Below are 18,643 nucleotides of genomic sequence, written 5' to 3'. Positions count from 1 at the left end.
CGTACGCGACCGCCGGAGCGGATCGGATGTGATGTGCGGCCCGGGGTGAGAGGATTCATCCCAGTACGGCAGGACGGGTGGCCCGCCGCCCGTCACCGCCGACGCGGGGCCGGGAGGGGGCATGGTGTCAGTCACGGGACGTGCGGCGCTGCTGGTCGCGGCCGCCGCGTGCACCGCCCCGCTGGTCGGCGCGGTGCCCGCCCAGGCCGGCCCGGTCCTTGCTGCTCCGGTGCTCGCTGCCGAGCCCGTGCCCGGGACGCAGCCGTCGCCCGCCGACGTGATCTTCGTGGAGGTCACCCCGAGCACCGTCGAGCCCGGCTTCCTGGTCGGCATCCGGGCGAGCTGCCGGGACAACACGGTGCCGGCGACAGTGGTCTCCGACGCGTTCGGGCGGGTCCAGGTGCAGCCGCAGCACGGCCTGCTCACCGCCTCGCCGATGGTCCGCGACCGCACCCGCCCCGGCAACTACCGGGTCAAGCTGGAGTGCCCCGGCGGGCAGACCGCGTCCACCATGCTCCAGGTGGTCAAGCGGGTGCAGCCCAGCCGCGGGCCGGCGACCGGCTTCGGCGGCACCGCGGGAAGCGGTGGCCTCGGCGGGCTGCTGGTGCCGGTGGGGCTCGGGCTGACAGTGGTCGGCGCGGTGGTCGGCGTGGTGGCGTCGCGCCGGCAGCCCCGTACCCTCCGTGGCGCCGCCCGGCGCTGAGGCCCGCCATGGCCGCGAACCCCACCCCGCAGTCCACCGCCCGGGCGGCCCGCACCCGCAGCCCGTGGTCGACGCCGCTCGCCGTGCTGCTCGTGCTGGTCGGGGTCTTCGCCACCGGCGCCGGCCTGGGCCGGACCGCCGGGCCGTTCGACTGGGCCGACGCGGCGACCGGGTCGAACCGGCACAGCGCCGAGCCGGCCCGGGCGCGGGAGCCGGCCAGCCTCCCGGTCCGCCTCGCCGTGCCGGCCATCAAGGTCACCGCCCCGGTCACCCCGGTCGGCCAGGCGCGGGACGGCTCGATCGACGTCCCGCCGCTCACCCAGCACCACCAGACCGGCTGGTACAACCGCGGGGCGGTGCCCGGCGAGCCCGGCCGGGCGATCATCGTCGGGCACGTGGACACCAAGAGCGGTCCGGCGGTCTTCTACCGGCTGCACGACCTGAAGCCCGGGGACCGGATCGAGGTGACCCGTGAGGACCGCAGCGTGGTCAGCTTCAAGGTCGACACCGTCGAGTACTTCGACAAGGCAAACCTCCCGGCCGACCGGGTCTACGGCGACTCCGGCCCGGCGGAGCTGCGGCTGATCACGTGTGGCGGCGAGTGGGTCGGCGGCCACACCGGCTACCAGGACAACGTGATCGCCTTCGCCTCACTCCTCGACACCCGCAACCCCTGACGCTGGTGATCAGTCGGCCGGCCGGATGGGGGCGCGACTCACGCCCGGCTGGCTACTCCGATTCCGTGACGAAGACGCCTTGGCCCTGCTGTCCGTAGATGAGATTGCGCGCGTGCAGTTCCTTCACGGCGCGGTAGGCCGTCGACCTGGCGACGTTGTAGATCTCGCCGATCTCCGACACGGACGGCAGTTGTTGCCCGGGCGCGTATTCGCCGGCACGGATCTTGGCCTCGATGTCGTCGGCGACGCGTCGGTAGTGCGGTGGTCTGGTCGGCATGATCGGCTCTCCTGGACTTCAGCGGAGATCATGTTTCCAGCCCGCACGTGAATGGGACAAGGCGACAACGCGGCGAAGTCGAGACAGTGAGAACTTGACTACAGTGAGACAGTGAATACAGTGAGACAGTGGGTCGGCGGCTCCTGGACTTCAGCAATCCGGGGTTTCCGGTCCCCTCGCCCCGGGCGCACGACGCAACGGACTCCGCCCGGGGCGGGGCCCTCGCTCACTCGCGGAAGGCGTTGACCGTGCCGATGGATGACGGCGAGATCACGCCCGCCGACGAGCTGTTCGCGATGATGCGGATCATCGACACGCACTGGACCCGGGCGCTCGACCAGCCCTGGCGGGCCGGCGGCTGCCTGGAGTGCCGTGACCGGGACACCTGTCCGCAGCTCGACTGGGCGCTCACGCTCATGGCCGAGGTCGCCTCGACCATGTTCCAGAAGTAGGCGGCGGTCAGGCCTTGCCGGGCACGTGCTGGACGACCTCGAACTCCAGCAGCGTGGCGCCGGTGGCGACCGGCTTGCGCGGCTCGCCGCCCTCGCCGCCGGCGTGCGCGGCCCGGGCGGACCCCTGCGCCCACGCCTGGTACGCCTCCTCGGTCTCCCAGCGGGTGTAGACGAAGTAGCGGCTCTCCCCGGCGACCGGGCGGAGCAGTTCGAAGCCGAGGAAGCCGGGGGAGTTCTCCACGGCGCCGGCCCGGGCCGCGAACCGCTTCTCCAGCTCCTCGCCGGCGCCGGGCGGGACGTCGATCGCGTTGATCTTCACGACTGCCATGGCTCCACCCTAACGAGCCGGATCAGAACGTCTCGACGGTCGGCACCAGCTCGGCGTCGACCACGATGGGGGCGTGGTCGGACGGGCCCTTGCCCTTGCGCGCCTCCCGGTCCACGTACGCCGAGGTGACGGCCCGGGCGAACGGCGCGGAGGCGTAGACCAGGTCGATGCGCATGCCCTTGTTCTGGTGGAACATGCCGGCCCGGTAGTCCCAGTAGGTGTAGGGGTGCGGGCCCTTCATGGGGGTGGGCACCACGTCGTCGAGCCCGAGGTCGCGCAGCGCGGCCAGGGCGGCGCGCTCGGCCGGGGTGACGTGGGTGGAGGTGACGAACAGCGCCGGGTCCCACACGTCGGCGTCGGTCGGGGCGACGTTGAAGTCCCCGCACACGGCGAGGGGCAGCCCGCCGGCCAGCTCCGGCTCCAGGGCGTCCCGTAGCGCGGCGAACCAGGCCAGCTTGTACGCGTAGTGCGGGTCGTCGGGGGAGCGGCCGTTCGGCACGTACACCGACCAGACCCGCAGGCCGGCGCAGGTGGCCGAGATGGCGCGCGCCTCCGGCTCGGGGAAGCCCGGTTCGCCGGGGAAGCCGACCGCCACGTCGGCCAGCCCCACCCGGGACAGGATGGCGACCCCGTTCCACCGGCCGTCGCTGTGGCTGGCCGCCTCGTAGCCCAGCTCGCCCACCTCGGCGACCGGGAACGCCCCGTCGGGGCACTTGGTCTCCTGCAGGCAGACGACGTCGGGCTTCGTGGTGGCCAGCCAGTCGAGCAGCCGGGGGAGGCGGGCCTTCACCGAGTTGACGTTCCAGGTCGCCAGGCGCATGTCTCCAGCCTGCCCCATCGGCGGCCACCCCGCCGGGTCACCCCCGCGGGGTGTCGGTGTCTCCGGGGCGGGTCTGCTCGGCGAGGAAGCGTTCCAGCTCGGCGCCGAGTTCGTCGGCGGTGGGCAGCGGGCCGGTCTCCTGGGCGAGCAGGTTCTTCTCCCCGCGGCCCCGGGCGAAGGTGTCGTACTGCTCCTCCAGGGCCTGGACCAGGGTGGCCGCCTCCTCGGTCTGGGCGACCTGACGGTCGATCTCCACCCGCACCACCTCGGCGGCGGCGCCGAGGCCGTCGCGGGGCAGCAGCAGCCCGGTGCTGCGGGACACGGCGGAGAGCAGCGCGTCGGCGGCGGCCGGGTACTCGGTCTGCGCGACGTAGTGCGGCACGTGCGCGGCGAAGCCGAGGGCGTCGCGGCCCTGCTCGCCGAGGCGGTATTCCAGCAGGTGGCCGACGCTGGCCGGCACCTGGACCTTCTGGAGCCAGGGCTCGTAGCCGGAGATCAGCTCGGGCCGCGTGGCGTGGGCGGTGACGCCGCTGGGCCGGGTGTGCGGGACGGCCATGGGGATCGAGTTGAGCCCGACGGTGAGCCGCACGCCGAGGCGGGCGGAGAGGCCGGCGACGGCGGCCACGAAGCGTTCCCACTGGAGGTCCGGCTCGGGGCCCGTGAGCAGGAGGAACGGGGTCTCGTCGTCGTCGCGCATCAGGTGCAGCTCCAGCGCCGGGGCGTCGTAGTCGGCCCAGTGGTCCTCGACGAAGGTCATCACCGGCCGGCGGGAGCGGTAGTCGAAGAGCTGGTCGACGTCGAAGCGCGCGATCGGCCGCGCCTCCAGGGAGGTGAGCAGCTGCTCCCGGGCCAGCCGGGTGGCGTTGCCGGCGTCGACGAAGCCGGTGAGCGCCTGGATCAGCACCGGTTGGCCGAGGTCGGGCAGATCGTCGCTGAGTTCGTAGAGCTCGTGTGGGTCGAGCACCGGTTCGGACCTTCCTGTCGACGCGTACGGGTGGGCCGTGCGCGCACGGCCTCCCCGGTTCGGCCAACGTACCGGCCGCCGTGGTCCATTCCGTTACGGGCCGAACGATGATCACAGTTCGGTGTCGGTGACGGGATCGTTCCCCCTGACGGGCCAGGTCCGGTTCGGCCGAAAGGACGAGTTAGTCGATCACTGGCCCCGGCCGGGAGGGCTGCGAGGTTCCTGCCCGGGCCGACCCGGCCCGGGGTGGACCGGAGGTTTTCCCGGGTCGCGAGGTCCGTCACCGGCCGCCCCCGGCCACCGGCGGATGTCCGGTTTCCGGAGTGCGAAGTGTGGCGAGGGCCACCCTTTGAGCCTGGGTGATCCCGGTTTGCCCTGCCTAGCCTCGTCGAATGCGTGACGACGGCACCCTCGACGACCAGTACGGCCTCGACGGCTCGGCTGACCGTTCGGACGATACCCCCTCGACCGTTCAGTCGACCGCTTCTCCGGCGGCCTCCACTCCCCGTGGTTCCCTGCGTACCCGCTTCAACGCCCTCCTGAACCCCCTCGCCGCCCGGCCCGGCCGGACCAAGATGGCCGTGGCCACCGGCGCGGTCTGCTGCCTCGGCCTGGTGGGCGGTTTCAGCCAGATCGGCGCCCGCGCGGCCGGCGACACCCCGAACCCCGCCGTGCCGGCGGAGGCCGCCCAGCGGGCCGCCGTCGACGCCGCCTCCCGCGACCTGGACCGCGAGACCACCGCCCCGGCGGCCACCCCGAGCGCCGCGACTCCGTCGGCCACCCCCTCGGCGACCACGAAGCCCAAGCCCAAGCCCAAGCCCACGCCGCGCCGGATCGTCCCGGTCGCCGGCCTGGACCAGACCCAGATGAACAACGCCAAGAAGATCGTGCAGGCCGGCCGGGAGATGGGCGTGCCCCGTCGCGGCCTGGTCATCGCGGTGGCCACCGCCATGCAGGAGAGCACCCTGCTGAACTACGCCAGCGGCGTGCTACCCGAGTCGCAGAACTACCCGCACCAGGCCATCGGCTGGGACCACGACTCGGTCGGGCTGTTCCAGCAGCGTCCGAGCAGCGGCTGGGGCACCGTCGAGGAGCTGATGGACCCGGAGTACGCCACCCAGGCGTTCCTCTCCGCCCTGGAGGAGATCCCCGGCTGGCAGGACCTGCCGCTGACCGTCGCCGCGCAGGCCGTCCAGGTCTCCGCGTTCCCCGACGCGTACGCCCAGCACGAGTGGGCCGCCAACGCGGTGGTCAAGGAGATCCTGGGCTGACCCGCGCCCGGGGTTGCCGCGGGGGCGGCCCGGGTACCAGGGACTTGCCGGTCCCGGGTACACATGAGAGGGGACCGCGGACAGGAGGACGTCATGTCACTGGTGCAACGGCTCAGCGCCTTCCTGCGGTCGCCCCGCGGCCAGCAACTGGTCGACCGCGGCCGGCGCGAGCTGGCCAAGCCGGAGAACCAGGCGAAGCTCAAGCAGCTCGCCACCCGGCTGTCGTCCCGCCGGCGCTGACCGCTCCGCCCCCGCAGTACCGACCCCCGGGAGCCCCCTCGTGACCGACCCCGCCCCCGTCGACGGCGAGCCCACCGTTCCCCCGAAGCCGGCCGCGCCCGTTGGCGCGAAGCCGGCCCCGCCCGTGGACGCGCCCGAGGCGCCCCCGGCGAAGCTCTGGGACCGGATGCGCGACGACCCGCAGTACGCCCCGGAGCACCTGGCCCTGGAGGCGGTGCGCCGGCTCGGGCCGGAGGCGGCGCAGTGGGCCGAGCGGGAGCGGGCGCAGCGACCCGACGTCCCCGCCGACGAGCTGGCCGAGCAGGCGGTGCGCAAGTTCGTGAACCACGCCCGGCTCTCCGGCGCGGTCTCGGGTGCGGCCGGCCTGCCCGGCGCGGTAATCGACGTGGGCGTGCTGGCCTGGACCCAGGCCCGGCTGGTGCTGCACGTGGCCGCCGCGTACGGCGTCGACCCGGTCCACCCCGACCGGGCCACCGACCTGCTGGTCCTCCAGCGGGTGCACAAGGTTGCCGAGAGCGCCCGGCTCGCCCTCGGGGTGGCCGCCGGGCGGGAACGGGCCGGCGCGCTGTTCGGCATGGGCGGGGAGCGCCCGCTGGGCCGGGTGATGCTCCAGCTCGGCGTCCGGCTGGCCCGGATGGCCGGGGTGCGCGCCGCCAAGCGGATGTTCGCCAAGGTGATCCCCGGCGCCGCGATCATCCTCGGCACCTGGGCCAACTCCTCGGCCACCAAGGACCTCGCCGACCGGGCCCGCGCCCTCTACCGGGGCGGCCCCCGGCAGCTGCCCGGCCCCCGCCGGCCCTGACGGCCGGCCCGGCATCACCCCGCCGTGGGGCCGGCCCGGCCGGTGCCGGACGCGTCCCACGGCCGGCCCGGCCCGCCGCGGAACGGTCAGTCGGCCCAGCCGGACGCGTCCCAGGCGACGTCGGCGAGCCGGTCCTGGCCGGCGGCGTTCGGGTGGAACCAGTCCAGCGCGTTCACCTCGTCCAGGCTGAACCGGGTCCGGTGCACCGCGCCGCCGTCCCACCGGCAGCGGGACCCGTACGCCCGGCAGGCGGCGCGCAGCTGCCCGTCGTACGCGTCGATCCGCTCGCGGAAGCGGGCCCGCCGGGCCACCGCGGCCGGCGCGGTCGACGTGGCGTCGGCCAGCAGCGCGGGGCAGATGCCGCGGGACCAGGCCCGCACCGCGCGGGACTCGGTGTGCCCGATCTCCCAGAGCCGGTGGAGGTCGGGCAGGCTGGCCACCAGCACCCGCGCCTTCGGCCGGCCCTTGCGCAGCACCGCCAGGGCGGCGTCGACCTGCTTGCGGAAGGTGGCCACCGGCGTCATCTCGGCGATGTCGTCGCGGCAGGCGTCGTTCGCCCCGATCAGCACGGTGACCAGGTCGGCCCTGTCGCGTACCGCGGCCCGGGCCTGGTCGGTGAGGCCGGCCGCGCGGGCACCCGGGGCGGCGCGGTTGTAGGCCCGCAGCGTCGGGTTGTCGTCGCGCAGCCGCCGGTAGAGGCTGTGCACGCGGATGCCGTCACCGCTGGACCAGGAGTTGCGCTCGCAGCTCACCAGCACCAGGCAGGAGCCGAAGCCGGTGGTGACCGAGTCGCCGAGCGCGGTCAGCACCCTCGGCGCGCCGGGTGGCGCGGAGCCCGACGGCCGGGGCGACGCCGAGCCCTCGCCGTCGCAGGCGAGCGCGACCAGCGCCGCGAGGCAGGCCAGCGCGGCGATCCAACGTCGAGGCATACCGTCCCCCGTCCGGCGGCATGAAGCGGCGCGTCGACCCTATGCGCCTCGGCCGTCCGGACGGGGGCTCTGTCACCTTTCCGGCATCGATAACCGTCGTTCACATGAGCGTGTTACGACCGGTCCGGGAGTCGGCGCCAGGGGGCGGGCTGACCGTGCAGCCACCAGTGCAGCGCCCGGGTGATCCGGGGCAGCACCAGGTAGGTCATGAGCGGGGTCAGGCAGAGCGTCATGAGCAGCGTCCGGGCGGCGAGGGGCACGTCGGCGATGAACCGGGCGGTGAGCAGGGTGGCGGTGAGGCTGAGCGGGAAGAACGCCAGCCAGATGGTGACCGCCTGCTTCCAGCGCGGCGGGGCGGCCGGCGCGGCCGGCTCGGCGTCGCCGGCCGGCAACGTCTCGACCACGTGGTCCACCGGCGCGTCGAACCAGCCCTCGATGCCGGTGCGGCGCTCGGTCCGGGTGTGCTCGACGATGCCCTGCGCCGAGGTCAGCCACCAGTGCCGCTGCGAGGAGTCCTCCCAGTCGCGCAGCGTGTCGTGGTTCGCGAACCGGTACATCACGTGCCACTCGGGAGAGCCGGGCGCGCTGCGGACGAATCCGGCGCCCAGGAAGCCGGGGAAGCTCTCGGCCAGCGCCGTACCGGCCCGGATCCACGCCACCATCTCGTCCGTGCGCGCCGGGTCGGCGCGCCGCGAGACGGCGACCGTCACCGGCACCGCGTGCGTCGTGGTCATGCCCGTCCTCTCCGCCGCCAGCGGGATCTCCGCCGGTCACCGCAGACCGGTGTAACGCACGGTCCCGCCGGGCGCATCCGCTGAGTACCCGCTCCGTGTCCGGGATCACCGGGCGCGGCCGGGCCGCCCCGACGGGACCGGTTAACCCACGCCGCGCGGGGGTAGCCCGGAGGAATGACGCGATCACAGCCCCGCCGCCGGGTCAACGCCGCGTACAGCGCGTTGAACCTGCGGCTCGTGCTCGCCCTGTTCGGCCTGGTCACCATGACCGTCTTCGCGGTGCTGGCGTTCGCCGCCGACGTGACCTGGCTGGGCGTCGTCTGCGCGATCCTCGCCGCGGTGGCCGTGGTCGACCTGGTCGTGATCCAGCGCCGCCGCGCCGCGCGCCACCGGGAGGAGCCGGGCGCGCGGCACTCGCTGTTCGAGTGACAGGAGTACGACATGCCCATCGCCACCACCAACCCCGCCACCGGGCAGGTGCTCAAGACGTACGACGCCATGTCGGACGAGCAGGTCGACGCAGCCATCGAGCGGGCCGACCTCGCCTTCCGGCAGTTGCACGGCACCACCATCGCCGAACGGGGCCGGTGGATGATCGCCGCGGCCGACCTGCTGGAGGCGGAACGGGACGAGACCGCGCGGCTCATGACCACCGAGATGGGCAAGACGTACGCGGCCGCGAAGGCCGAGGTCACCAAGTGCGCCACGGCCTGCCGCTTCTACGCCGCCAACGCCGCGAAGATGCTCGCCGACGAGCCCGCCGACGCCGCCGCGGTCAAGGCGAAGCGGGCGTACGTGCGGCACCAGCCGATCGGGCCCGTACTCGCGGTGATGCCGTGGAACTTCCCGCTGTGGCAGGTGATGCGGTTCGCCGCGCCGGCGCTGATGGCCGGCAACACGGGGCTGCTCAAGCACGCCTCCAACGTCCCGCAGACCGCCCTCTACCTGGAGGAGCTGTTCCGCCGGGCGGGCTTCCCGGAGGGCGCCTTCACCACGCTGCTGGTCGGCTCCGACAAGGTGGACCGGATCCTCAGCGACCCCCGGGTCCGGGCCGCCACGCTGACCGGCAGCGAGGGCGCGGGCCGCTCGATCGCCCAGATCGCCGGCCGGGAACTCAAGAAGACCGTGCTGGAACTGGGCGGCAGCGACCCGTTCGTGGTGATGCCCTCGGCCGACCTGGACAAGGCGGCCGAGGTGGCCACCACGGCCCGCTGCCAGAACAACGGCCAGTCCTGCATCGCCGCCAAGCGGTTCATCGTGCACACCGACGTCTTCGACGCCTTCGCCGAGAAGTTCGCGGCCCGGATGTCGGCGCTGCGGGTCGGCGACCCGATGGACGAGAACACCGACGTCGGCCCCCTGGCCAGCGAGGGCGGCCGCGACGAGATCCACGCCCAGGTGCAGGACGCCGTGGACAACGGCGCCACTGTGCTGTGCGGCGGCGAGAAGCCGTCCGGCGACGGCTGGTACTACCCGCCGACAGTGGTCACCGACCTGCGGCCGGGGATGCGGATGTGGTCCGAGGAGGTGTTCGGGCCGGTCGCCGGCCTCTACCGGGTCGACTCCTACGAGGAGGCGATCGAGGTCGCCAACGGCACCAACTTCGGCCTCGGCTCCAACGCCTGGACGACCGACACAGCCGAGCAGGAGCGCTTCGCCGTCGACCTGGACGCCGGCAACGTCTTCATCAACGGCATGACCACGTCCTATCCGGAGCTGCCCTTCGGCGGCGTGAAGAACTCCGGGTACGGGCGCGAGCTGTCCGCCGTGGGCATGCGGGAGTTCTGCAACACCAAGACCGTCTGGGTCGGCGAGGGGGAGGCCGGCGCCGGGGCCGGCGCGCACTCCGAGTAGTCGCGATTGGCCGGACGCCGTCATGGGTAGGAGATGCGCCCATGACGGTGTTCGGCTTCCACGCGTCCCACGAGCAGATCCACCCGGCCGAGCTGCTGGCGGCGGTGACCCACGCCGAACGGGCCGGCTTCGACGCGGCCATGTCGTCGGACCACTTCTCGCCGTGGAGCGCCCGGCAGGGCCACTCCGGCTTCGCCTGGTCCTGGCTCGGCGCCGCGCTCCAGGCCACCAACCTGCCGTTCGGCGTGGTCAACGCGCCCGGCCAGCGCTACCACCCGGCCATCATCGCCCAGGCCATCGGCACCCTGGCCGCCATGTACCCGGGCCGGTTCTGGGCCGCGCTCGGCACCGGCGAGGCGAGCAACGAGCACATCACCGGCACCGGCTGGCCGCGCAAGGACGTCCGCGCCGCCCGCCTGCGCGAGTGCGTCGACGTGATCCGGGCGCTGCTCGCCGGCGAGGAGGTCAGCCACGACGGGCTGGTCACCGTGGACCGGGCGAAGCTGTGGACCCGGCCCGAGCAGCCGCCCGCGCTGATCGGCGCGGCGGTCAGCGTGGAGACCGCCCGCTGGTGCGCCGAATGGGCCGACGGCCTGATCACCGTCAACGCCCCGGTCGAGCACCTGCGGCGGATGATCGACGCCTACCGGGACGCCGGCGGGCGCGGGCCGCTGCACCTCCAGGTGCACGTGAGCTGGGCCCCCGAGCAGGCCGAGGCCGAGGCCGTCGCGTACGACCAGTGGCGCAGCAACGTCTTCGCCCCGCCGGTCTGCTGGGACCTGGAGCTGGCCGACCACTTCGACGTGGTCAGCGAGCAGGTGCCCCTGGAGCGGGTCACCTCGGTGGTCAACGTCTCCGCCGACCTCGGCCGGCACGTCGGCTGGCTGGAGGAGTACGTGGCGCTGGGCTTCGACCAGATCGCCCTGCACCACGTCGGGCAGGAGCAGCGCGCCTTCATCGACACGTTCGGGGCCGAGGTGCTGCCGAAGCTCCGCACCGCCGCGTGAGCACGGCGGTGCGGCACGGCTGATCAGTCGAGGCAGAACTCGTTGCCCTCCGGGTCGGCCATGATGATGTGGCCGGCCCCGAGCGGGGGTGCGGGCTCGTGGCGTTGCAGCCGGGTGGCGCCGTGCGAGACGAGCCGCTCGGCCTCCGCCTCCAGGGCCGCCATCCGCGCGTCGCCGGACAGCCCCGGTGCGGCCCGCACATCCAGGTGTACGCGGTTCTTCACCTGCTTGCCCTCCGGCACCCGCTGAAAGAACAGCCGCGGCCCGGTGCCGGCGGGGTCGACCACCGCGGAGGCGTCGTTGCGCCGCTCCGGCGGCACGCCCATCGCGTCCAGGGCCTGCTCCCACGACGCGAAGCCGCCGGGCGGGTCCTGGAGCCGGTAGCCGAGGGTGGTGGCCCAGAAGGCCGCCAGGGCGGCCGGGTCGGCGCAGTCGAAGGTGATCTGGACGGTCCGCGTCTGTTCGGTCATGGCGACAGTCTGCCCCGGATCGCGGACAGGATCGTTCCGCGATCTGTGGAACCATGCGGACATGACCGTCGAGGCGACGACCGAACGGGTCCTGCGGCTGCTGGCGCTGCTCCAGCGGCGCCCGTCCTGGACCGCCGGCGAACTCGCCGCCGAGCTGGGCGTCACCGACCGCTCGGTACGCCGCGACGTGGAGCGGCTGCGCGCCGTCGGCTACCCCGTGCACGCGACGTCCGGCGTCGGCGGCGGCTACCAGCTCGGCGCGGGCACCCGGCTGCCGCCGCTGCTCCTCGACGACGAGGAGGCGATCGCCACGGCCGTCTCCCTGCGGCTGGCCTCCGGCGGCACCGTCGCCGGCGCCGGCGAGGCGGCGCTGCGGGCGCTCGCGAAGCTCGACCAGGTGATGCCGGCCCGGCTGCGCGCCGAGGTGCGCGCGGTGCACGGCGCCACCGAGACCCTCGTCGGCCCCGGCGTCGAGATCGACGCGGAGCTGCTGGTCACCCTCGCCCGGGCCTGCCGCGACCTCGTGCGGGTGCGGTTCCGGTATCCCGGCCGCGACGGCGGGGAGCGTGAGCGGACGGTCGAGCCGGCGCGGATGGTCACCACCGGCCGCCGCTGGTACCTGATGGCCCGCGACGTCGACCGCGACGACTGGCGCACCTTCCGGCTGGACCGGATGAGCGAGGTGGTGGCGACGACCTGGCGCTTCCGGGCCCGCGAGCACCCGGACCCGGTCGCCTACGTGCAGCGGTCCGTCACCGGGTCGCCCTACCGGTATCTCGCCCGCGTGCGGGTGCACGCGCCGGCCGGACGGGTCCGGGAGCTGGTGCCGCCCCAGGTGGGACGCGTCGAGGACGACGCCGACGGGTGGTGCGTCCTCAGCGTCGGCGGGGACAGCCTCGACTGGCTCGCCGTGCAGGTGGCCCGGCTGGGCTTCGAGGCGCGGGTGCTGGAGCCGCCGGAACTGCGGGAGGCCGTGGCCCTGCTCGCCCGCCGGCTCGCCACGATGGCCGGCACCGGCCCGGCCCCCGGCAACACCTAGGCTCGTACCCCATGGAAGCTCTGATCGAGGTCGTGGTCTTCCTCGCGATCGCGACGTTCGGCGCTGCGCTGGCGCGGCGGCTCGGCCTGCTGGCGCCGATCCTGCTCGTCGTGCTCGGCCTCGGCCTGTCCTTCCTGCCCGGTCTGCCGCAGGTGCGCCTCGACCCGGAACTGGTGCTGGTGGGCATCCTGCCGCCGCTGCTCTACGTGGCGGCGCTGAAGACCTCCGTGCCCGCGTTCCGGCTCAACATCCGGCCCATCCTGCTGCTCGCCGTCGGGCTGGTGATCTTCACGGCGTTCGTGGTGGGCACCGTCGTCCACCTGATCCTGCCCGACGTGCCGTACGCCATCTGCCTGGCCCTCGGCGCGGTGGTCGCGCCGCCCGACGCGGTCGCCGCCACCGCGGTGGCCCGGCGGGTGGGCCTGCCCCGGCGCATCGTGACCATCCTGGAGGGCGAGAGCCTGGTCAACGACGCCACCGCGCTGGTGCTGCTGCGGGTGGCGGTCGCCGCGGCCACCGCGGCCGGTGGGCACGTCGGGGCCGGCGAGGTGGCCCGCGAGGTGCTGGTCTCGGCCGGCGGCGGCGTCCTCGTCGGGCTGCTCGGCGTGGTGGTCTTCGGCCACCTGCACAAGCGCATCACCGACCCGGTGCTGGACAACGCGCTGTCGCTCATCGTGCCGTTCGCGGTGGTCTTCGCCGCCGAGGAGATCCACGCCTCCGGGGTGGTCGCCGTGGTGGTGACCGGGCTGGGCATCGGGCACAAACAGCCGCTGCTCATGTCGGCCGCCTCCCGGCTCCAGGTGGGCGCGTTCTGGCGGCTCATCCAGTTCCTGCTGGAAGGGTTGGTCTTCCTGCTGGTCGGCCTGCAACTGCGGGAGGTGCTGCGCGACCTGGACGAGCCGGCGGGCCGGCTGGTCGGGATCACCGTCGCGGTGCTGGCGGCCGTCGTGCTGACCCGGTTCGTCTGGCTCATCCCGGCCACCTACCTGGCCCGGCTGGTGCCCCGGGTCCGCCGCCGGGACGCGCCGCCCCCGGTGCAGGTGCCCCTCGTCATCGGCTGGGCCGGGATGCGCGGGGTGGTCACCCTCGCCGCCGCGCTCGCGCTGCCGCTCACCCTGGCCGACGGTCGGGAGTACCCGCGCCAGCTGTTCATCTGGCTGGCGTTCGCCGTGATCGTGGTGACCCTCGTGGCGCAGGGCGCCACCCTGCCGGCCGTGGCGCGGGCCGCGAAACTGCCGCCGGACGACCCGGTGCAGGACGCGCTCTCCGCCGCCGCCGTGCAGCAGCAGGCCAGCCGCGCCGCCCGGGACCGGCTGGAGGAACTCGCCGACGGGGCGCCCGAGGCGGTCGTGGAACGGCTGCGCGGTCTGGTGCAGAGCCGCACCAACCTCGCCTGGGAACGGCTCGGGGGCACCGCGCAGGAGACCCCCTCGCAGGCGTACGGTCGGCTGCGGAAAGAGATGATCGACGCGGAGCGGGAGGTGTTCCGCGCCGCCCGCGACTCCGGGCGCATCCCGGAGGAGGTCCTGGTGAACGCCTACCGTGACCTGGACCTGGAAGAGTCGTTGCTGCGACAGGAGGCCGACGAGTGAGCTGCGCACACCTGACCGACGCGGGTGACGCCGACCCGAAGACCACGACCGAGTGCCCGGACTGCGTGGCCATCGGCAACGACTACTGGGTGCACCTGCGGGCCTGCCTGACCTGCGGGCACGTGGGCTGCTGCGACTCCTCGCCGTACCAGCACGCCACGAAGCACTTCGAGTCGACCGGGCACCCGGTGATGCGCTCGATCGAGCCCGGCGAGTCGTGGCGCTGGTGCTTCGTCGACGAGGAGATCGGCTGACCGCGCCGCGCACCGCCGCCCGGGAGGGCAGGCTGGGCATCGAGCGGAAGGGGCGGGCATGGGCGACGTCCGGATCACTCACCTCGGGGGGCCGACGGTCCTCGTCGAGGTCGGCGGATGGCGGCTGCTCACCGACCCGACCTTCGACCCGCCCGGCCGGCGCTACCGCTTCGGCTGGGGCACCGCGTCCCGCAAGCTCACCGGTCCCACCGTGCCCGCCGCGGCCGTGGGCCGGATCGACGTGGTGCTGCTCAGCCACGACCAGCACGGCGACAACCTGGACGACGCCGGCCGCGCCCTGCTGCCCGCGGCCGGGACCGTGGTCACCACACCCGGCGGCGCCCGCCGGGTCGGCGGCCGGGCGCACGGCCTGGCGCCCTGGTCGGACCTGCGGCTGCGGGCGGCGGCCCGGCCCGACCTGTGGGTCACGGCGACGCCCGCGCGGCACGGCCCGCCGCTGAGCCGTCCCCTGGCGGGCGCGGTCACCGGGTTCGCCCTGCACTGGGCCGGGCAACGGCACGGCGCCCTGTGGATCTCCGGCGACACCGTGCTGTACGGGGGCGTCCGGGAGGTGGCCCGCCGGCTGCGCGTCGGCACGGCCGTCCTGCACCTGGGCGGCGTGCGGTTCCCGGTCACCGGGCCGGTCCGGTACAGCATGACCGGCCGGCAGGCCGTGGAACTGTGCCGCCGGCTGCGACCGCACACCGTGCTGCCGGTGCACTACGAGGGCTGGCGGCACTTCCGCGAGGGCCGGCCGGCGGCGGAGCGGGCGTTCGCGCGGGCGCCGGAGCCCGTCCGCCGCGCCGTGCGCTGGCTGCCGCGCGGCGAACCGGTCGCGGTGGAGGTCTGAGCGGTCAGCCGAGGCGGCGCTCCAGCACCTGGCCCGGCCAGGGGGCGCGACCCGGGCGCTCGACGGTGAACCGGTCGGTGGCGGTGAAGCCGCAGCCCTCGTAGAACCGGACCAGCGCTCGGTCGTCCCCGCCGTAGCAGTCCACCCGGAGCAGCCCGAGGCCACGGTCGCGGGCGAGCTCCGCCGCGTACGCCAGCAGCCGCGCCCCGATCCCGTGGCCCGCGTAGGCCCGGTCGGTGACCAGCAGGTTCACGTACAACTCGGGTTCGGTGGCCGGCGGCACGTACTCGGTGGCGGACCCGACCACCAGGGCGCCCGCCGCCAGGTCGCCGAGCATCGCCAGGTACAGCCCGCCGCCGGTGGCCCACGCGTCGGCCTGGGCGATCCGGCGCGGGTCGGTCGACGCCGGCTCGGTTCCCCACTGGCCGGTCCGGCCGCGTGCCACGAGCCAGGCGGTGGCCGAGTCGAGCAGCCGCAGCACGGTGGCGGCGTCCGCCGGGCCGCCGGGGCGGATCGCGATGGTCTGCTGGTCCGTCATGCCGCCATGCTGCTACACCGGCGCGGCCGGACGGTCGCCGGCCACCGGCCGGGCCGGTTCCCGGCTCGCCAGCGCCCACCGGGTCAGCGCCGGGGCGGCCAGGCCGACGCCGGCGAAGAGCGCGCCGAGCACCAGCCAGCCCGGCACCCCGCCGTCGAGCACCAGCAGGGTGAGCAGGGCCGGGCCGACCGCCCGCGCCAGTCCGGCGATCAGCCCGTCGGCCCCCTGGTAGGCGCCGATGGCGTCCGGCGGGGCCAGGTCGTAGGCGAGCCCCGCCCCGGCGGCCCCGTGCCACAGGTCGCCGAACGTCCACACCGCCGTGGCGACCAGCAGCAGCACGACCGCCGCGACGGTGGGCAGGCCTGCCGTGGCCGCGTAGAGCGGCGTCGCCGCCGCCAGCACCAGGCCGGCCCGGCGCAGCTTCCGGGCGGCGGGAGCGGCCGTGTCCGCGCCCCGGCTCAGCCGGACCGCCAGCAGCACGGTCAGCACCGTGTTGGTCAGCAGCACCGCCGACACCACCGGCGGCGGCGCGCCGGCCCGGGTGACCGTCCACAGGGGCACGATCAGCGTGAGCACCGTCAGGTGCAGGGACAGCACCGCCGACGCGCCGCTCACGGCGAGGAACCGCACGTCCCGCAGCGCCCGCGCCCGCCGCGGCCGGCCGGCCGCGGGAGCGCGCGCCGCCGGCGGCTGGGCCGGCAGCCGCATGAGCAGCGCCGCCGACAGCAGGTAGGTGGCCGCGTTCCCGACCACCAGCACCTGGTACGCCCGATGGGTGTCCACGGCCAGGGCGAACCCGGCCAGCGCGGCGCCGACCGCGATGCCCAGGTTGGCCACCGCGCGCAGGGTGGCGAAGGCGTGCACCCGGCCCCGCGGCCCGGCCACCGCGGCGACGAGCGCCGCTCGGACCGCCAGGTTGCCCGAGGCCAGCAGGGTTTCGAGGATCGCCACGGCGAGGAACACCGGCACCGAACCCACAAGCAGGTACGCCGCCGCCGCGACCGCCTGGCCCACCTGGATGGCGGCCCGGAGGGTACGGGGGTCGCGCCGGTCGGCCAGCGCGCCGAGGGGCACGCTGGCGCTCAGCCCGACCAGCCAGGCGACGGTCAGGCCGGCGCCGACCGCGGCGGGGGAGAGCCCGACGTCACGGGTCAGGTAGAGGGCCCCGCCGGCCAGCCAGAGCCCGGAGCCCACCGTGTTGGCCAGGGTGGCCAGCGAGAGTGTGCGCAGCGCCCCCGGCGGCGGGATCGGCGAGGCCCCGGTCATGTCCTCGACCCTAGGCAGGGCGCCGCCGGCCGGGTGCGCCCGAACCGGGCGACCCCCGTCACACCGGCGCCACCCGGAAATCCCCTCGCGGGCGGGGTGCCGCTCTGCCAGGGTCGGGCCGTGGAGCGCAGCAGGACCGCCCGGGCCGACGAGGTGACCGAGGTGCAGCGGATCGAGGTGGCCTCCGGCGCCCCGTTCCGGGAGATCGGCATGGCGGACGTCGCCGACATGCCACCGCTGCCGCGGGACGTGCTGGCCGCCGCCCAGCGGGCCGGCCGGCTCCGGGTCGCGGTCGACGCCGCGGACCGGCCGGTGGCCTTCGCGGTGGTCGACCTGGTCGACGGCTGCGCGCACGTGCAACAGCTCAGCGTCGATCCCGCGTACGCGCGACGGGGGATCGGCCGGGGCCTGCTCGACGACGTGGCCGGTTGGGCCGCCGGGGCGGGACTGCCCGCCCTGACCCTGACCACGTTCCGCAGCGTGCCGTGGAACGGGCCGTACTACGCGCGCTGCGGGTTCCGGGAGCTGACCGGGGCCGAGGTGACGCCGGGGCTCGCCGGCCTGCTGGCCGCCGAGGCGGCACTCGGGCTCGACCCGGCCGACCGGATCGCCATGCGTCGGCCGGTGGCCTGACGCCCGCTCAACGGGAGCCGGTCACGGGCTCACCAGGCGCTCGGTGGCCAGGCAGGAGATCAGGCAGCGCTCCTTGGCGTCGCCGGTCAGCCGGGCCGTCCAGTCGGTGAACCCGCCGTCGCCCACCTCCCGGTCGCCGCCGGCCAGGGTGAGGCGCAGGGCGACGCCCACGTAGTAGCCGCGCCCCCGCTCCCGCTCCGGCTCGTCCCGCAGCGGCACGGCCCCGCCGGCGAGCGCCGGGCGGACGGTGTCGGCGAGCCGGTCGGCCAGCACGGGATCGTCGAGGAGCGTGACGTGCAGCGCCGGCGTGGCCGGACCGGCCAGCTCGGTGAGCACCGACCGCCAGAACGTCAGGTGCCGCACGAGCAGCCGTGCCTCGGTGCGGCCCGATCCCGTGTCCCGGGCGCTGGACACCAGCGTGAAGAGCCGGAAGTGCGCCCCCGCGTCGGGGCCGAAGTCCTGCGCCCGGAGCACCCGGTGCGCGGCGGCCAGGTGCACCTCGCCGGCCCGCCGCCGGCGTACCGCCGCCTCGACGGCCAGGGCGTTCGTCGGGTCGCTCACCACCTCGGTGCCGCGGGTCGTGCCGACGATCCGGTTCTGGCTCACCGGCGCCACGGCGGCGCAGGTGCCCAGCGGGGCGACGGGGGACAGTTCGACCCCCGCCACGTCCGCCGGCAGCAGGTCCCAGACGCGGGCCTCCAGGCGGGCGAGCGCGCGCGGGTCGACATCGGCCGGGCGGACGAAGCGGTCCTCGCGCCAGCGCCGGACCACGTCGGCCGGGCGGACGGTCGCGGCGCGGTCCCGGGCCACGGTGAGCAGCAGTGTCCGCAGGTCCGCCGCCGGCAGTCCGGCCAGGGCGGTACGCGTCCCCGCCGGCAGCGCCGCCCACACCCGACGCTCCGCGCCGGACAGTCCGTGCCCGTCCATGGCCGTCACCCTCGCG

General features: G+C 74.9%; 24 protein-coding genes. 14 read left to right on the top strand and 10 right to left on the bottom strand.

Annotated features, from left to right (window positions below):
* Positions 1 to 121: 121 nt before the first annotated feature.
* Together GA0070603_RS09395 and GA0070603_RS09390 are read left to right on the top strand one after the other, a co-directional pair.
* Complete coding sequence (locus tag GA0070603_RS09395; protein WP_091310337.1) at positions 122 to 703, top strand: hypothetical protein; 582 nt, start codon at positions 122 to 124, stop codon at positions 701 to 703.
* A gap of 8 nt (positions 704 to 711) precedes the next feature.
* Complete coding sequence (locus GA0070603_RS09390) at positions 712 to 1,380, top strand: class F sortase (RefSeq protein ID WP_091310333.1); 669 nt, start codon at positions 712 to 714, stop codon at positions 1,378 to 1,380.
* 52 nt (positions 1,381 to 1,432) lie between these two features.
* Here the strand turns inward: GA0070603_RS09390 and GA0070603_RS09385 are convergent, their stop codons facing one another.
* Entirely contained in the window at positions 1,433 to 1,657 is a 225-nt protein-coding gene (locus GA0070603_RS09385) for a GntR family transcriptional regulator (RefSeq protein ID WP_091310330.1), read from the bottom strand.
* Between the two features lie 248 nt (positions 1,658 to 1,905).
* Between GA0070603_RS09385 and GA0070603_RS09380 the strand changes: the two genes are divergently transcribed.
* Positions 1,906 to 2,109 carry a hypothetical protein gene (locus GA0070603_RS09380; RefSeq protein ID WP_139131843.1) on the top strand — a complete coding sequence of 68 codons (204 nt, stop codon included), beginning with the start codon at positions 1,906 to 1,908 and terminating at the stop codon, positions 2,107 to 2,109.
* 7 nt (positions 2,110 to 2,116) lie between these two features.
* On the opposite strand, the gene GA0070603_RS09375 is transcribed toward GA0070603_RS09380, so the two are convergent.
* Genes GA0070603_RS09375 through GA0070603_RS09365 form a run of 3 tightly spaced genes read right to left on the bottom strand, consistent with a single transcriptional unit; the run spans position 2,117 to position 4,221 of the window.
* Positions 2,117 to 2,437 carry an antibiotic biosynthesis monooxygenase family protein gene (locus tag GA0070603_RS09375; RefSeq protein ID WP_091310323.1) on the bottom strand — a complete coding sequence of 107 codons (321 nt, stop codon included), beginning with the start codon at positions 2,435 to 2,437 and terminating at the stop codon, positions 2,117 to 2,119.
* Between the two features lie 22 nt (positions 2,438 to 2,459).
* Positions 2,460 to 3,257 carry an exodeoxyribonuclease III gene (locus GA0070603_RS09370; protein WP_091310320.1) on the bottom strand — a complete coding sequence of 266 codons (798 nt, stop codon included), beginning with the start codon at positions 3,255 to 3,257 and terminating at the stop codon, positions 2,460 to 2,462.
* A 37-nt stretch (positions 3,258 to 3,294) separates the two neighbouring features.
* Entirely contained in the window at positions 3,295 to 4,221 is a 927-nt protein-coding gene (locus tag GA0070603_RS09365; protein WP_091310316.1) for a proteasome assembly chaperone family protein, read from the bottom strand.
* Positions 4,222 to 4,613: 392 nt separating this feature from the next.
* Here GA0070603_RS09365 and GA0070603_RS09360 point away from each other — a divergent pair, with 392 nt between their 5' ends.
* The 3 genes from GA0070603_RS09360 to GA0070603_RS09355 all read left to right on the top strand — a co-directional run bounded on the left by GA0070603_RS09360 (position 4,614) and on the right by GA0070603_RS09355 (position 6,534).
* Complete coding sequence (locus GA0070603_RS09360) at positions 4,614 to 5,492, top strand: peptidase M23 (protein WP_091310311.1); 879 nt, start codon at positions 4,614 to 4,616, stop codon at positions 5,490 to 5,492.
* Between the two features lie 93 nt (positions 5,493 to 5,585).
* Positions 5,586 to 5,732, top strand: coding sequence for a hypothetical protein (locus tag GA0070603_RS31465; protein ID WP_167544525.1), 147 nt, complete (start codon positions 5,586 to 5,588; stop codon positions 5,730 to 5,732).
* 40 nt (positions 5,733 to 5,772) lie between these two features.
* Positions 5,773 to 6,534, top strand: coding sequence for an EcsC family protein (locus GA0070603_RS09355; RefSeq protein WP_091310307.1), 762 nt, complete (start codon positions 5,773 to 5,775; stop codon positions 6,532 to 6,534).
* Positions 6,535 to 6,620: 86 nt separating this feature from the next.
* Here GA0070603_RS09355 and GA0070603_RS09350 read toward each other — a convergent pair whose 3' ends face one another.
* Both GA0070603_RS09350 and GA0070603_RS09345 read right to left on the bottom strand, forming a co-directional pair.
* On the bottom strand, positions 6,621 to 7,463 hold the full coding sequence (locus tag GA0070603_RS09350) for a GDSL-type esterase/lipase family protein (RefSeq protein ID WP_091310303.1): 843 nt from the start codon (positions 7,461 to 7,463) through the stop codon (positions 6,621 to 6,623).
* Positions 7,464 to 7,576: 113 nt separating this feature from the next.
* Positions 7,577 to 8,197: a putative antibiotic biosynthesis monooxygenase gene (locus tag GA0070603_RS09345; protein WP_091310300.1), complete on the bottom strand. Its 621-nt coding sequence runs from the start codon at positions 8,195 to 8,197 to the stop codon at positions 7,577 to 7,579.
* A gap of 174 nt (positions 8,198 to 8,371) precedes the next feature.
* Between GA0070603_RS09345 and GA0070603_RS09340 the strand changes: the two genes are divergently transcribed.
* Genes GA0070603_RS09340 through GA0070603_RS09330 form a run of 3 tightly spaced genes read left to right on the top strand, consistent with a single transcriptional unit; the run spans position 8,372 to position 11,058 of the window.
* Positions 8,372 to 8,626 carry a DUF6343 family protein gene (locus GA0070603_RS09340; RefSeq protein WP_091310296.1) on the top strand — a complete coding sequence of 85 codons (255 nt, stop codon included), beginning with the start codon at positions 8,372 to 8,374 and terminating at the stop codon, positions 8,624 to 8,626.
* A gap of 12 nt (positions 8,627 to 8,638) precedes the next feature.
* Complete coding sequence (locus GA0070603_RS09335; protein WP_091310292.1) at positions 8,639 to 10,051, top strand: NADP-dependent succinic semialdehyde dehydrogenase; 1,413 nt, start codon at positions 8,639 to 8,641, stop codon at positions 10,049 to 10,051.
* 41 nt (positions 10,052 to 10,092) lie between these two features.
* On the top strand, positions 10,093 to 11,058 hold the full coding sequence (locus GA0070603_RS09330) for a TIGR03885 family FMN-dependent LLM class oxidoreductase (protein WP_091310289.1): 966 nt from the start codon (positions 10,093 to 10,095) through the stop codon (positions 11,056 to 11,058).
* A gap of 23 nt (positions 11,059 to 11,081) precedes the next feature.
* On the opposite strand, the gene GA0070603_RS09325 is transcribed toward GA0070603_RS09330, so the two are convergent.
* On the bottom strand, positions 11,082 to 11,528 hold the full coding sequence (locus tag GA0070603_RS09325; RefSeq protein WP_091310285.1) for a VOC family protein: 447 nt from the start codon (positions 11,526 to 11,528) through the stop codon (positions 11,082 to 11,084).
* A 61-nt stretch (positions 11,529 to 11,589) separates the two neighbouring features.
* Between GA0070603_RS09325 and GA0070603_RS09320 the strand changes: the two genes are divergently transcribed.
* The 4 genes from GA0070603_RS09320 to GA0070603_RS09305 are packed head-to-tail and all read left to right on the top strand — an operon-like array spanning position 11,590 to position 15,263.
* Positions 11,590 to 12,567, top strand: a complete 978-nt coding sequence (locus GA0070603_RS09320; protein WP_091310282.1) for a helix-turn-helix transcriptional regulator — start codon at positions 11,590 to 11,592, stop codon at positions 12,565 to 12,567.
* 11 nt (positions 12,568 to 12,578) lie between these two features.
* Complete coding sequence (locus tag GA0070603_RS09315; RefSeq protein ID WP_091310278.1) at positions 12,579 to 14,159, top strand: Na+/H+ antiporter; 1,581 nt, start codon at positions 12,579 to 12,581, stop codon at positions 14,157 to 14,159.
* Positions 14,156 to 14,413, top strand: coding sequence for a UBP-type zinc finger domain-containing protein (locus GA0070603_RS09310; RefSeq protein ID WP_091310274.1), 258 nt, complete (start codon positions 14,156 to 14,158; stop codon positions 14,411 to 14,413). The genes GA0070603_RS09315 and GA0070603_RS09310 overlap by 4 nt, the downstream gene beginning before the upstream one ends.
* 58 nt (positions 14,414 to 14,471) lie before the next feature.
* Positions 14,472 to 15,263, top strand: coding sequence for an MBL fold metallo-hydrolase (locus GA0070603_RS09305; RefSeq protein WP_091310271.1), 792 nt, complete (start codon positions 14,472 to 14,474; stop codon positions 15,261 to 15,263).
* Positions 15,264 to 15,267: 4 nt separating this feature from the next.
* Here the strand turns inward: GA0070603_RS09305 and GA0070603_RS09300 are convergent, their stop codons facing one another.
* Both GA0070603_RS09300 and GA0070603_RS09295 read right to left on the bottom strand, forming a co-directional pair.
* The gene (locus GA0070603_RS09300; RefSeq protein WP_091310267.1) at positions 15,268 to 15,801 is read right to left on the bottom strand and encodes a GNAT family N-acetyltransferase; all 534 of its coding nucleotides are present in this window, start codon (positions 15,799 to 15,801) and stop codon (positions 15,268 to 15,270) included.
* A gap of 12 nt (positions 15,802 to 15,813) precedes the next feature.
* Positions 15,814 to 17,067: an MFS transporter gene (locus GA0070603_RS09295; protein ID WP_091310264.1), complete on the bottom strand. Its 1,254-nt coding sequence runs from the start codon at positions 17,065 to 17,067 to the stop codon at positions 15,814 to 15,816.
* Between the two features lie 120 nt (positions 17,068 to 17,187).
* On the opposite strand from GA0070603_RS09295, the gene GA0070603_RS09290 reads away from it, so the two are divergent.
* Positions 17,188 to 17,700, top strand: a complete 513-nt coding sequence (locus tag GA0070603_RS09290; protein WP_244282465.1) for a GNAT family N-acetyltransferase — start codon at positions 17,188 to 17,190, stop codon at positions 17,698 to 17,700.
* A 21-nt stretch (positions 17,701 to 17,721) separates the two neighbouring features.
* Here the strand turns inward: GA0070603_RS09290 and GA0070603_RS09285 are convergent, their stop codons facing one another.
* On the bottom strand, positions 17,722 to 18,627 hold the full coding sequence (locus tag GA0070603_RS09285; protein WP_091310260.1) for a hypothetical protein: 906 nt from the start codon (positions 18,625 to 18,627) through the stop codon (positions 17,722 to 17,724).
* Between the last annotated feature and the right edge of the window lie 16 nt (positions 18,628 to 18,643).

Origin of the sequence: Micromonospora chersina (assembly GCF_900091475.1) — a bacterium.
GTDB lineage: Bacteria > Actinomycetota > Actinomycetes > Mycobacteriales > Micromonosporaceae > Micromonospora > Micromonospora chersina.
The sequence above is the reverse complement of the archived record's forward strand: the minus strand, read 5'-3'. Positions and strand labels throughout refer to the sequence as shown.

What these genes read in the sequence shown, in the direction of transcription:
- GA0070603_RS09345 (WP_091310300.1), bottom strand. Translation starts at nt 8,197, where the DNA reads ATGACCACGACGCACGCGGTGCCGGTGACGGTCGCCGTCTCGCGGCGC.
- GA0070603_RS09375 (WP_091310323.1), bottom strand. Translation starts at nt 2,437, where the DNA reads ATGGCAGTCGTGAAGATCAACGCGATCGACGTCCCGCCCGGCGCCGGC.
- GA0070603_RS09285 (WP_091310260.1), bottom strand. Translation starts at nt 18,627, where the DNA reads ATGGACGGGCACGGACTGTCCGGCGCGGAGCGTCGGGTGTGGGCGGCG.
- GA0070603_RS09300 (WP_091310267.1), bottom strand. Translation starts at nt 15,801, where the DNA reads ATGACGGACCAGCAGACCATCGCGATCCGCCCCGGCGGCCCGGCGGAC.
- GA0070603_RS09295 (WP_091310264.1), bottom strand. Translation starts at nt 17,067, where the DNA reads ATGACCGGGGCCTCGCCGATCCCGCCGCCGGGGGCGCTGCGCACACTC.
- GA0070603_RS09385 (WP_091310330.1), bottom strand. Translation starts at nt 1,657, where the DNA reads ATGCCGACCAGACCACCGCACTACCGACGCGTCGCCGACGACATCGAG.
- GA0070603_RS09330 (WP_091310289.1), top strand. Translation starts at nt 10,093, where the DNA reads ATGACGGTGTTCGGCTTCCACGCGTCCCACGAGCAGATCCACCCGGCC.
- GA0070603_RS09340 (WP_091310296.1), top strand. Translation starts at nt 8,372, where the DNA reads ATGACGCGATCACAGCCCCGCCGCCGGGTCAACGCCGCGTACAGCGCG.
- GA0070603_RS09360 (WP_091310311.1), top strand. Translation starts at nt 4,614, where the DNA reads ATGCGTGACGACGGCACCCTCGACGACCAGTACGGCCTCGACGGCTCG.
- GA0070603_RS09370 (WP_091310320.1), bottom strand. Translation starts at nt 3,257, where the DNA reads ATGCGCCTGGCGACCTGGAACGTCAACTCGGTGAAGGCCCGCCTCCCC.
- GA0070603_RS09395 (WP_091310337.1), top strand. Translation starts at nt 122, where the DNA reads ATGGTGTCAGTCACGGGACGTGCGGCGCTGCTGGTCGCGGCCGCCGCG.
- GA0070603_RS31465 (WP_167544525.1), top strand. Translation starts at nt 5,586, where the DNA reads ATGTCACTGGTGCAACGGCTCAGCGCCTTCCTGCGGTCGCCCCGCGGC.
- GA0070603_RS09335 (WP_091310292.1), top strand. Translation starts at nt 8,639, where the DNA reads ATGCCCATCGCCACCACCAACCCCGCCACCGGGCAGGTGCTCAAGACG.
- GA0070603_RS09320 (WP_091310282.1), top strand. Translation starts at nt 11,590, where the DNA reads ATGACCGTCGAGGCGACGACCGAACGGGTCCTGCGGCTGCTGGCGCTG.
- GA0070603_RS09315 (WP_091310278.1), top strand. Translation starts at nt 12,579, where the DNA reads ATGGAAGCTCTGATCGAGGTCGTGGTCTTCCTCGCGATCGCGACGTTC.
- GA0070603_RS09305 (WP_091310271.1), top strand. Translation starts at nt 14,472, where the DNA reads ATGGGCGACGTCCGGATCACTCACCTCGGGGGGCCGACGGTCCTCGTC.
- GA0070603_RS09350 (WP_091310303.1), bottom strand. Translation starts at nt 7,463, where the DNA reads ATGCCTCGACGTTGGATCGCCGCGCTGGCCTGCCTCGCGGCGCTGGTC.
- GA0070603_RS09325 (WP_091310285.1), bottom strand. Translation starts at nt 11,528, where the DNA reads ATGACCGAACAGACGCGGACCGTCCAGATCACCTTCGACTGCGCCGAC.
- GA0070603_RS09390 (WP_091310333.1), top strand. Translation starts at nt 712, where the DNA reads ATGGCCGCGAACCCCACCCCGCAGTCCACCGCCCGGGCGGCCCGCACC.